This window comes from Deltaproteobacteria bacterium (assembly GCA_011375175.1).
Classification (GTDB): Bacteria; Desulfobacterota; GWC2-55-46; order GWC2-55-46; family DRME01; genus DRME01.
Genome location: DRME01000052.1, coordinates 1 through 11507, shown reverse-complemented (window position 1 = coordinate 11507; position 11507 = coordinate 1). Strand labels below are relative to the sequence as shown.

Sequence of the window (11507 nt, the reverse complement as noted above, 5' to 3'; positions counted from 1 at the left end):
CGTATTGAAAGTCTTTGAAGGGGGTCTGGGGGTAACTTTCTACAGAAAGTTTCCCCCAGTAATACAAATCGGGGCTTTCGAGGGGGGAGTGTGTTAGAGGGCGACAGTACTGAGTGTCTTATCGAGCGTCTCTTCGTCGTCGACGACCACGTCGACGGCGAGGGCGTGGATCGCGGAGTCCCTGGGGTCGAGTTGTGCGAGCTTTACGGCGTCTTTTTCCGTGGTGACGCAGAGGTCGGCGCCGCGACTGGCCGCGGCGATGCGTTCCATGTCGGCCGGGGTGTAGGCGTGGTGGTCGGGGTAGAAGAGTCTTGACGACACGGCGGCGCCCAGCTCTTCGAGTGTCCTTACAAAGGAGTCCGGGTCGGCGAGGGCGCACAGGGCCGCCACGCGGGCGCCCCGAAGGGCCGCGGTGTCGAGCCTTCCGCCGCCGTGGACCTCGCGGAGCGAGGCGGGCCGGTAGTGAAAGCCCACGACCGGCGCGCGCAGGCGGGCGGGCAGGAAGGGGGGGCGCTCCCCGCCACGTGGTTCCTTCACCATGACGAGCCCGGCCCTCACCGCCGCCTGCGGCGGTTCGCGCAGAAGTCCCCGTGGCAGGAGGTGGCCGTTGCCAAGGCCCCTTCTCCCGTCGACAAGGAGGATATCGAGGTCCCGCCGGAGCGCGAGGTGCTGGAAACCGTCGTCGAGCACCACCACGTCGGCCGAGAACTCCCTTACGGCCCGCTCGCCGGTGCGCAGCCTCTCGGGACCGACCAGCACGGGCACGCCCTCGAGGCGCCGGGCCATGAGACAGGGCTCGTCGCCCGCCTCGGCCGGGCCGAGCAGCACCGCGGAGCCGTCGGAGACGACGGCCGTCTCCTTCACGCTCCCGCCGTAACCCCGGCTCAGGATTGCCACGCGCCGTCCCATGCGCCTGAGCCTGGAGGCCACGTACATGGTCACGGGAGTCTTGCCCGTGCCGCCGACCGTGAGGTTGCCGACGGACACGACGCGGCAGTCGAGGGAACGGCTCCTGAAAACCCCCCGCTCGTAGAGGGCGCTCCTGGCGGCCACGGCCGCGCCGTAGCCGAGCGAGAGCCCGTAGAGGAGGGCATGGGCAGGGGCGGGTATACGCTCCCTGTTCATCCAGTCCCTGACGACTTCCGCAAATCTCTTCTTCCAGCGCAGCCTTCTTGCCTGCCCTGCCATCGCCTCGCCAATCTCTGCCTGCTCCCGTCCCCGCCGCATCGGGGGCGGACCCCGGAAGGTTCGGGCCGCAAGGGCGTAACGATCCCGCCCGGCGCGGGCCGAACCTTCCGGGCTCCGCCGAACAATTCCCCGAAAGGGACATTAACGGAAGCTTCCTCAGAGTTTCCTTGACTTTCAAGGGGTTTCGGGGTATTTGATCAGGACTTCCCCGACATATTATCACGTCCACGCCGGCATGACAAAAGGGAAAGAGGGAGCGATCACAGTGAAGGACCCCTACGGGCTTCTCACAGAGGCCGACGCCGAGCGCGCCCGCTCGCGGTACGGCGCGGCGGCGGCCCTTTACAGGGAGGCGGCGGCCCGCGCGGGCCGCGACGCGGAGCTCAAGGCCGCGGCCCTTGCCGGCCTCGGCGACGCGCTGCGCATGGTGGGCCGTTTCGCAGAGGCGGCCCGCAGCTACGAGAGGGCGCGGCTTCTCGCCGTGAAGACGGGCGACGAGGCGGCGGTCCTCGACGCCATTGTCGGCCGGGCCCTTGCGCTCAGGGCCACGGGAGAGCACCGCGAGGCGGCCGGGCTTCTGCGCCGGGCGCTGCGGGGCTACGACAGGCTCGGCGACCGGCAGGGCCGGGCCTTTACGCTCTGGGCGCTTGGCGGGACCATGAGGATAAGGGGGGATATATCGAAGGCCATAGACTTCTTCGAGCAGGCAAGGGAGCTGTTCGAGGAGCTCGGCGAACGCGGCGGCGTGGGCTACTCTCTTGCGGGGCTCGGCGGGGCCTGGCGCGTCGCCGGCCGTCCCGACCGCTCGGAGCGCTGCTACGGCGAGGCCAACGCCCTATTCACCGAGCTCAAGGACACTTTTGGCACGGCCTACTCGTTCTGCGGGCTCGGCAACGCCCGCAGGATGGAGGGCGACTTCAAGGAGGCGCTTGCGTATTTCAGGAAGGCCGAGAGCCGCTACCGCCGCATAGGCGACAAGGTGAGCTACGCCTACACGCTCTGGGCCGAGGCCACGACCTGCCATCTCCTCGGAAGGCGCGGGCGCGCCGAGGCCGCCCTTGACGAGGCCGTGAGACTCTTCAGGGAGACGCGGGACAGGCGGGGACTCATCTACTGCGCCCTCTCCCAGGCCCAGCTCCACATGGGGACGCGCCGCCCCTGGGCCCTGAGGCGCATGAGGGAGGCGCTGAGGCGAGCGCAGAAGTACGGCTTCAAGGTCGAGCGCCGCTACGCAAGGCGGGTGCTCGAAGCGGCGCGAAAGGACCCGTCGTCGCTTCCGCTCAACCTGGCGTGAGACCCTACGGCGCAGGCGGCCGGGCCCGGACATCTCTCACCCCTTTCGGGCCCCCTTCCCGGCGGCTATGTCTATTATCGTCTTGAGCGCCTTCTTTACGTCGGCGTCCTCTTCGTGCAGTATGTCGATGAGCTTCCTTACGTAGCGCACATCCTCTTCGCCGATCTCATCGAGGTCGACGAGGGCGACGCCCCTCTCCGGAAACTCGAAGAACCCCCTGTCCCATTCGCCCCTCTTGCCCCTCTTCGAACGACCCCGCTCCGAACTTTCGTCGCGCTGGCCGTAGCACTTCTTATACCCCTCAGACCAGTCTTTCCAGCAGCTCATGAGCCGTGCCAGGGCTTCGAGATCGGGCGGCGGACTCTTTTTGTGTCCCGTCAGCAGCCACCTTGCCGTTACCCCCAGCTCGTCGGCGAGCCGCAACAGCATCATGCCGTCAGGCACCCTGCCGTTTATGAAGTTGGTGAGGCTGTTGGCCTTTATGCCCAGGCGGCCGGCCAGCTCCTTCTGCGAGATGCCGGCCGACTTGATGGCGCTCTTCAGCCTTGAACCGAATTCCTTTGAATGAAAAGCCATTTCAACCCGACTTGATTCCCAAAATGAAAATTTTGCTTGACATAGTTCTCATTTCGGGTATTATTGTAAGTAAAGAATTACTTTCAGACGGCGGGCGGGGTGATACGACCATGAGGGAAGATCAGGCCGACAGGATCATCGAACTTCTGGAAGACATCAGGCGTTGCGTGATGGTCAATCTTCCGTTCATCCGGGACCCGGCCACTAACGAACTCATCAACTGGGAAGAGCTCATGCGCCGCTATCCCATGTTCAAGCCCGAGACGTAAGAGACGACGCTCCCCTGCCGCAACGGCGGGGGAACCCTTCCCCTGGCCGCGCCGCCGAGGACGTGGGGACTCTGGGGCCTTGCGAGAAGAGACAGCGGTCCGTGCCCCCTGGATCCAGGCGACGGGCGGCTTCGTCGGCCCTGGGCGGAGGCGTTTCCGCGCGGCGGCGCCGGGCAGCCCGGCGGTTCACGGTCTTCGTGGTCTTCGCGCCGTCATGGCGCCGTCTCTGCACTTCCGCGCCAAGCGACCCGCCGGCGATGCCGCTCCTTCTTCCCCCGTCCGGGGAGAGGCCGCCGTATGGGCAGTGCGCTGCCCCGCTGCGGCGTCACCGGGTACCATACCACAGTATACGACTCCTGGGTCCCTTTTTTCAAGCAAAGGTTCCCCCAGACTCCCTCCAAAAAATTTTTAACGCGAGTTGGTTTCCCCCTGTTTTGCCAGGCAAAACAGGGGGAGACCAACTCGTATTGAAAGTCTTTGAAGGGGGGCTGGGGGAAACGTGGGCCTATGGCCCTTCTACAGAAAGTTTCCCCCAGTGCAATAAGTCAGAGCTTCCTTAGAGTTTCCCGTGGTATTCCTGGAGGGGACGGACTTCGAGGGAGTCCTCGAGCATGGCCCTTACGCCGAGGATGGCGGCCTTGGCGCCGGCCACGGTGGTGTAGTAGGGCACGCCGTGGTCGAGGGCCGAGCGCCGCAGCGAGTAGGAGTCGCGCACGCTGCGGTCGCCGAAGGTCGTGTTTATCATGAGCGCCACCTCGCGGCTCTTTATCCTGTCCACTATGTGCGGTCTGCGGCCGTCGGTGACCTTGTGGACGAACTCCGAGGCCACGCCGCGCTCTGAGAGGTAGCGGTGGGTGCCCGATGTGGCCATGATATCGAAGCCCATCTCCCTGAAACGGCGCGCTATGGGGAGTATGGCCTCCTTGTCCTCGTCCCTCACGCTTATGAAGACCGTGCCCTCGAGCGGCAGCCTGTTGCCGGCGGCCACCTGGCTCTTGGCGAAGGCGCCGCCGAAGTCGGACCCCAGGCCCATGACCTCGCCGGTGCTCTTCATCTCCGGACCGAGGAGGCTGTCCACGCCGGGGAACTTTACGAAGGGGAAGACCGCCTCCTTCACCGACGTATAGGGGGGGCGCACCTCTTCGGTGAAGCCCAGCTCCTCGAGCGTCCTGCCCACCATCAGTTTGGTGGCGATCTTTGCAAGCGGCCGCCCGATGGCCTTGCTCACGAAGGGTATGGTCCTCGATCCCCGGGGATTGACCTCCAGTATGTAGACCTCCCCGTCCTTCACGGCGAACTGGACGTTCATGAGTCCCACGACCTTGAGCTCCAGGGCGAGCGCCACGGTCTGGCGGCGCACCTCGTCGAGCACCTCCTCGGGGAGCGAGTAGGGGGGGAGCGAGCAGGCCGAGTCCCCCGAGTGGATGCCCGCCTCCTCGATGTGCTCCATGAGGCCGCCGATTACGACCCGCCGGCCGTCGCTCACGCAGTCCACGTCCACCTCCACGGCGTTGTCGAGGAAGCGGTCGATGAGGACCGGATGCTCGGGCGAGGCCTCGACGGCGCGGCCCATGTAGTCGACGAGGGACTTTTCGCTGTAGACGATCTCCATGGCGCGGCCGCCGAGCACGTACGAGGGGCGCACCATGACGGGATAGCCTATGGCGCCGGCCACGGCGACGGCCTCGTCGATGGAGCGGGCCGTGCCGCTTGCCGGTGTTCTGAGCCCGAGCCTTCCGATGAGCGCCGAAAAGCGCTCCCTGTCCTCGGCCATGTCGATAGAGTCGGGCGACGTGCCCAGTATCTTCACCCCGCTCCTCTCAAGAGGCACGGCGAGCTTGAGCGGCGTCTGCCCGCCGAGCTGGACTATGACGCCCATGGGACGCTCCTTCTCGACTATGGCCATCACGTCCTCGAAGGTGAGCGGCTCGAAGTAGAGCCTGTCCGACGTGTCGTAGTCGGTGGAGACGGTCTCGGGGTTGCAGTTGACCATGACGGACTCGATCCCCTCTTCGCGCAGGGCGAAGCTTGCGTGGACGCAGCAGTAGTCGAACTCTATGCCCTGGCCGATGCGGTTGGGGCCGGAGCCGAGGATTAAGACCTTCTTCCTCTCCGTCGGAGAGGCCTCGCAGGCCGGGGCCGTCGCCGCGCCGTAGATGTTGTGGAAGGGGGTCTCGTAGGTTGAGTAGAGGTAGGGCGTGAAGGCCTCGAACTCGGCGGCGCAGGTATCGACGGTCTTGTAGACCGGCACGATGCCGGCCTCGACGGCCTCGGAGCGGAGCTCGTCCTCTCTTCTGCCCGTGAGGGTCTCGAGGGTCCTGAAGGAGAAGCCCGCCTGCTTGGCCCGCCTCATGAGCTCGGGGTCCGGGCCGCCGCCGGACGCCCCGGCGGCGATCTCGCGCTCGAGTTCCACGATCCCGCGCAGGTTGTCTATGAACCAGGGATCTATCATGGTGAGGCCGTGAATCTCCTCTGCCGGGAGTCCCGCCCTCAGGGCCTCGCATATGTACCACACCCGTTCGGCGCCGGGCACCTTGAGGGCCGCCTTCAGGGCCTCGCGCTCCTCGTCGGTGCAGCGCAGCTCCACCTGCGGACGTCCCGGCCGTATGCGGCGCTCGAAGCCGCTGCTCCCCGTCTCGAGCGAGCGCAGCGCCTTGTGCATGGCCTCCTTGAAGGTCCTGCCGATGGACATGGCCTCGCCCACCGACTTCATCTGGGTCGTGAGCGTCGAGTCGGCGTCGGGGAACTTCTCGAAGGCGAAGCGCGGGAACTTGACGACCACGTAGTCTATGGTGGGCTCGAAGCAGGCCGGCGTCCTGCGCGTTATGTCGTTGGCTATCTCGTCGAGCGTGAGTCCCACGGCGAGCTTGGCCGCTATCTTTGCTATGGGGAAGCCCGTGGCCTTGCTGGCAAGGGCCGAACTGCGCGACACCCGCGGGTTCATCTCGATGACACAGACACGGCCGTCACGGGGGTTGACGGCGAACTGGATGTTCGAGCCGCCCGTGTCCACGCCTATCTCGCGTATTATCTTCACCGCCGCGTCGCGCAGCTCCTGGTACTCCTTGTCGCTCAGGGTCTGGGCCGGCGCCACCGTAATCGAGTCGCCCGTGTGGACCCCCATGGGGTCGAAATTCTCGATGGAGCATACGATGACCACGTTGTCCTTGTGATCGCGCATGACCTCGAGCTCGAACTCCTTCCAGCCTATGACCGACTCCTCGATGAGCACTTCGCCCGTGGGGCTCGCGTCGAGACCGGCGCGGATCATGCGGTCGAACTCCTCGGCGTTGTAGGCCACGCCGCCGCCCGTGCCGCCGAGGGTGAAGGAGGGGCGCAGGATGAGGGGGAAGCGCAGGCGCCTGGCCAGCTCCATCGCCTCGTCGGCGCTCCTCGCCACCCCGCTTCCCGGCACCATGAGCCCGATGCGCTCCATGGCCTCCTTGAAGAGGTGGCGCTCCTCGGCCTTCATTATGGCGTCGAGGTCGGCGCCGATCATCTCCACGCCGAAGCGCTCGAGCACGCCCGACGAGGCCAGTCCCACGGCCGTGTTGAGCGCCGTCTGTCCCCCCATGGTGGGCAGCAGCGCATCGGGCCTCTCGCGCTCGATGATCTTCTCCACCGTCTCGACCGTGATGGGCTCGACATAAGTCCTGTCGGCCACGTTGGGGTCGGTCATGATCGAGGCGGGGTTGGAATTGACGAGCACCACCTCGTAGCCCTCGGCGCGCAGGGCCTTGCACGCCTGGGTGCCCGAGTAGTCGAACTCGCAGGCCTGGCCTATGATTATGGGTCCCGAGCCTATGAGGAGTATCTTGTTTATGTCGGTGCGTTTGGGCAATTTATGCGTTCTCCATCATCTCTACGAACCTGTCGAAGAGATAGTGCGAGTCGTGGGGGCCCGGCGAGGCCTCGGGGTGGTACTGCACCGAAAAGGCCGGCGCGTCGCGCAGCGCGATCCCCTCGACGGTCCCGTCGTTGAGGTTTACGTGGGTGAGCTCGGCCGCTTCCCCCAGACTCTCCTCGTCTACGGCGAAACCGTGGTTCTGGGCCGTTATCTCAACGCAGCGGGTCTTCAGATCCATTACGGGATGATTGCCGCCGCGGTGGCCGAACTTGAGCTTGTAGGTCCTCGCCCCGACGGCGAGCGAGAGTATCTGGTGGCCCAGGCATATGCCGAAGACCGGGAGCCTGCCGAGAAGCTCCCTCACGGTGCCGACGGCGTAGTCCACGGCCGCCGGGTCTCCGGGGCCGTTGGAGAGGAAGACGCCGTCGGGGTCCGCCGCCAGTATCTCCGCGGCCGGCGTGGAGGCCGGGACGACCGTCACGGCGCAGCCCCGCGAGGCGAGGTGCCTCAGTATATTGTACTTGACGCCGAAGTCCAGGGCCGTGACCCTGAAGCGCGGCTCCGGCGGCGCGCCGTAACCGCCGTCCCTATCCCAGAGCCCCTGCCCGAAGGTATAGGGCCGGGGGCAGGTCACATCCCTTACGAGGTCCCGGCCCGCAAGGGGCGCCACGGCCCTCGCCTTCTCCACGAGCCTTCGCGGGTCGCCGTCGACGGTGGAGATGACGCCCTCCATGGCGCCTTCCTCCCTTATGTGGCGCGTGAGGGCGCGGGTGTCTATGCCGGCGATACCGACGATGCCGCTGCGCCTGAGGTAGTCCGAGAGCGAGCCGGTGCTCCGCCAGTTGCTCGGCCCCAGGCACTCCTCCTTGACGATGAAGCCCTCGACCCAGGGCCGTCCCGACTCGACGTCCTCGTCGTTCACGCCGTAGTTGCCCTGCTGGACATAGGTCATGGTCACGATCTGCCCCCGGTAGGACGGGTCGGTGATGATCTCCTGGTAGCCGGTCATGGAGGTGTTGAAGACGACCTCCCCCGAGGACTCGCCCTCGGCCCCGAAGGAATAACCCTCGAAGACCGTACCGTCACGGAGGGCCAGTATCGCCCTTGTCTTCTTCCTCGTTTCCAACAGTTAGAGCCCCTTCCTGAAGTAACGGATGAAAGATGTGGCGCCCCTGCTACGGAGCTTCGCCGCCTCTGCGGTAGACCACCTTCCCCTCGAGCATGGTGAGCGTCACCGCGCCCCTGAGCTCCATGCCAGCAAAGGGTGTATTCCGTCCCCTGGACCTGAAGCGGTCGGGCTCGACGGTCCAGGTCCGCTCGAGGTCGATGACCGCGAGGTCGGCCCTGCTGCCGACGGCAAGGGTGCCGCAGTCGAGACCGAGGGCCGCCGCTGGCCTGGAGGTCATGGCCGCCAGGGCGTCGGAGAGGGAGAGGACCCCTTCGTCCACGAGCCTCAGCACCAGGGCAAGGGCCGTCTCGAGTCCGACGACACCGTTTGCGGCGAGCTCGAACTCCACGTCCTTGTCCATCGGCGAGTGTGGGGCGTGGTCCGTGGCCACGCAGTCGATGGTCCCGTCGGCAAGGCCGCGGCGAAGGGCCTCCACGTCGCGCCGTGTCCTGAGGGGCGGGGCCATCTTGGCCATGGCGCCCCGCTCCTCCACGGCCTCGTCGGTGAGCGTCAGGTGGTGCGGCGTGGCCTCGGCCGTAACGTTCACCCCCCTCGCCTTGGCCGCCCGTATGAGCTCCACGGAGCCGGCCGTGCTCACGTGGGCCAGGTGGAGCCTTGCGCCCGTCAGCTCCGCAAGGGCTATGTCGCGGGCCGTCATGGCGTCCTCGGCGGCGTTGGGTATGCCGCGGAGCCCCAGCCGCGTGGCCACCGCGCCCTCGTTCATGACGCCCGAGGCCGAGAGCGTGGTGTCGTCGGCGTGGCTTATGACCACGGCGTCGCATATGCGGGCGTACTCGAGGGCCCGGCGCATGACCGAGCCGCACGCAACGGGCACGCCGTCGTCCGAGAAGGCGGCGCAGCCCGCCTCCCTCATCTCCGCCATCTCGGTGAGCCTCTCTCCCCGCAGCCCCACCGTCACGGCCCCGACGGGCAGCACCCGCGCCGGAGCGCCGGCCGCCTTCTTCGCTATGTGGCGCGTCACCGAGGCGTTGTCGTTTACGGGATCGGTGTTGGCCATGCACAGTATGGTGGTGAAGCCGCCGGCCGCCGCCGCCTCGGCGCCGCTTCGTATCGTCTCCTTGTACTCCTGGCCGGGCTCGCGCAGATGGGTGTGGAGGTCCACGAGACCGGGCGCCACCACCTTGCCCGAGGCGTCGACCTCGAGCCACCCCTCGCCGCCGGCCTCCCCCGCCCCGGCGGGCCTGACCGAAGCGACGCGACCGCCCATGACGACCACGTCGTAGAGACCGTCAATCCCGGCGGCCGGGTCGATGAGACGGCCTCCCCTTACAACCACCCTTTCCATGAAGATTCCTCTCTTGAAACTCTCCGGGCTTCCCTCAATCCTCCGGGGCGGAGCCGAGGAGGAGGTAGAAGAGGGCCATCCTCACGGCCACGCCGTTCTCCACCTGTTCGAGTATGAGCGAGCGTCTTCCGTCAGCCACTTCCGGCGCTATCTCTATGCCGCGGTTTATGGGGCCCGGGTGCATGACGATGGCGTCCGGGGGCGCGGCGGCGAGCTTTTCCCCGTCGAGGCCGTAGAGGCGCGAGTACTCGCGCACCGAGGGGAAGAAGGACTCCTTCTGGCGTTCGAGCTGGAGTCTGAGCATCATTATGACGTCGGCGTCGCGGACCGAGCGGGCGAGATCGAAACTCACGGTGCAGCCCAGCTCCTCGATGCCCCTCGGTATCATGGTGGGCGGTCCGCAGACCTCGACGCGGGCGCCGAGCCTGGTGAAGCCGTGGATGCCGGACCTCGCAACGCGCGAGTGGGCTATGTCGCCGACGATGAGGACCTTGAGTCCCTCGAAGCTCTCTTTGTGCTCGCGCACGGTGAGCATGTCGAGCAGGGCCTGGCTCGGGTGTTCGCGGGCTCCGTCTCCGGCGTTTATGACGGACGAATCGACGAGACCGGCGAGCATGGCCGGGGCGCCGGAGCAGCCGTGCCTTATGACTATGCAGTCGGGCCGCATGGCCTCGATGTTGCGGGCCGTGTCGATAAGGGTCTCGCCCTTGACGACCGAGCTCTGGGCCACCGAGATGTTCACGGCGTCGGCGCTCATGCGCTTGGCGGCGATCTCGAAGGAGGTGCGCGTGCGGGTCGAAGGCTCGTAGAAGAGGTTTATGACCGTCTTGCCGCGGAGGGTGGGAACCTTCTTTATCTCCCGCTCCGAGACCTCCTTGAAAGAGGCGGCCGTGTCGAGTATGAGCTTTATCTCGGAGGCGTCGAGGTCGGCTATGGAGAGGAGGTCCTTGCGCTTAAGCCTCATGGCCCTCCTCCACTGCCGGCGCCGCGCCGACGGTGACCTCGTTTACGCCGTCGACCTCGCGGAGCCTCACGGATACGACCTCGCTTCTTCTGGTCGGGATGTTCTTGCCCACGTAGTCGGCCTTGATGGGGAGCTCGCGGTGCCCCCTGTCCACGAGCACCGCAAGCTGTATGGCCCTGGGCCTTCCGAAGTCCATGAGGGCGTTCATGGCGGCCCTTATGGTGCGTCCCGTGAAGAGGACGTCGTCGACCATGACGACCGTCTTGCCCTCGACGTTTATGGGTATGTCCGTCTTCTTGAGCGTGGGCTGCGTCTTCTTAAGCCCTATGTCGTCGCGGTAGAGGGTGGCGTCGATGGCGCCGGCGGGCACGGTGGCGCCGACCTCGATCTCCTCGATCTTGCGGCGAAGCCGCATGGCGAGCTCGTGGCCGCGGGTGGGCACCCCGAGGAGCACGAGGTTCTCGGTGCCCTTGTTGCACTCTATGATCTCGTGGGCGATGCGCGCCACGGCCCGCTCTATGGCCTTCGAGTCCATGACCACGCGGCACTTCACGGGCGCACCCCGCGACACGTGAGGATGGCAATAAAAGACCTCCGTCCCCACGGGGACACGGAGGTCGGGCGGCGCTCCTGTGCTGTCGATACGTTCCTGCGCTTCAAGGGGGACCTCCCTTTTTAACCTCGCCGGGTTAAATTAAAGGGAAGCTCTGATTTATTGCACTGAGGGAACCTTTTTGTAAAAGGGTCACAGACCCACGGTTCCCTCAGACTCCCTCCAAAAACTTTTAATGCGAGTTGGTTTCCCCCTGTTTTGCCTGGCAAAACAGGGGGAAACCAACTCGTATTGAAAGTCTTTGAAGGGGGTCTGGGGGAAACGTGGGCCTATGGCCCTTCT

The 11507-nt window shown here is 66.0% G+C and carries 8 protein-coding genes; 1 reads left to right on the top strand and 7 read right to left on the bottom strand.

Features of this window, described 5'->3' with window-relative positions; genetic code table 11:
- Positions 1 to 93 precede the first annotated feature (93 nt).
- A complete protein-coding gene (lpxK, locus tag ENJ37_03975; protein HHL39641.1) occupies positions 94 to 1227 on the bottom strand; it encodes a tetraacyldisaccharide 4'-kinase in 1134 nt (377 codons plus the stop codon).
- Between the two features lie 226 nt (positions 1228 to 1453).
- Between lpxK and ENJ37_03970 the strand changes: the two genes are divergently transcribed.
- On the top strand, positions 1454 to 2482 hold the full coding sequence (locus ENJ37_03970) for a tetratricopeptide repeat protein (protein HHL39640.1): 1029 nt from the start codon (positions 1454 to 1456) through the stop codon (positions 2480 to 2482).
- A gap of 36 nt (positions 2483 to 2518) precedes the next feature.
- Here the strand turns inward: ENJ37_03970 and ENJ37_03965 are convergent, their stop codons facing one another.
- From ENJ37_03965 to pyrR, 6 genes are all read right to left on the bottom strand, one after another.
- Entirely contained in the window at positions 2519 to 3058 is a 540-nt protein-coding gene (locus ENJ37_03965) for an XRE family transcriptional regulator (protein ID HHL39639.1), read from the bottom strand.
- Between the two features lie 825 nt (positions 3059 to 3883).
- Positions 3884 to 7168, bottom strand: coding sequence for a carbamoyl-phosphate synthase large subunit (carB, locus tag ENJ37_03960; GenBank protein HHL39638.1), 3285 nt, complete (start codon positions 7166 to 7168; stop codon positions 3884 to 3886).
- Position 7169: 1 nt separating this feature from the next.
- Positions 7170 to 8300 carry a carbamoyl-phosphate synthase small subunit gene (gene carA / locus ENJ37_03955; GenBank protein ID HHL39637.1) on the bottom strand — a complete coding sequence of 377 codons (1131 nt, stop codon included), beginning with the start codon at positions 8298 to 8300 and terminating at the stop codon, positions 7170 to 7172.
- Positions 8301 to 8349: 49 nt separating this feature from the next.
- Positions 8350 to 9648, bottom strand: a complete 1299-nt coding sequence (locus tag ENJ37_03950) for a dihydroorotase (protein ID HHL39636.1) — start codon at positions 9646 to 9648, stop codon at positions 8350 to 8352.
- Positions 9649 to 9682: 34 nt separating this feature from the next.
- Positions 9683 to 10612 carry an aspartate carbamoyltransferase catalytic subunit gene (locus ENJ37_03945; protein ID HHL39635.1) on the bottom strand — a complete coding sequence of 310 codons (930 nt, stop codon included), beginning with the start codon at positions 10610 to 10612 and terminating at the stop codon, positions 9683 to 9685.
- The gene (pyrR, locus tag ENJ37_03940; protein HHL39634.1) at positions 10602 to 11147 is read right to left on the bottom strand and encodes a bifunctional pyr operon transcriptional regulator/uracil phosphoribosyltransferase PyrR; all 546 of its coding nucleotides are present in this window, start codon (positions 11145 to 11147) and stop codon (positions 10602 to 10604) included. The genes ENJ37_03945 and pyrR overlap by 11 nt, the downstream gene beginning before the upstream one ends.
- Between the last annotated feature and the right edge of the window lie 360 nt (positions 11148 to 11507).

Coding starts and splice junctions, on each gene's coding strand:
- lpxK (HHL39641.1), bottom strand. CDS start 1,227: ATGCGGCGGGGACGGGAGCAGGCAGAGATTGGCGAGGCGATGGCAGGG.
- ENJ37_03965 (HHL39639.1), bottom strand. CDS start 3,058: ATGGCTTTTCATTCAAAGGAATTCGGTTCAAGGCTGAAGAGCGCCATC.
- ENJ37_03950 (HHL39636.1), bottom strand. CDS start 9,648: ATGGAAAGGGTGGTTGTAAGGGGAGGCCGTCTCATCGACCCGGCCGCC.
- ENJ37_03945 (HHL39635.1), bottom strand. CDS start 10,612: ATGAGGCTTAAGCGCAAGGACCTCCTCTCCATAGCCGACCTCGACGCC.
- pyrR (HHL39634.1), bottom strand. CDS start 11,147: ATGGACTCGAAGGCCATAGAGCGGGCCGTGGCGCGCATCGCCCACGAG.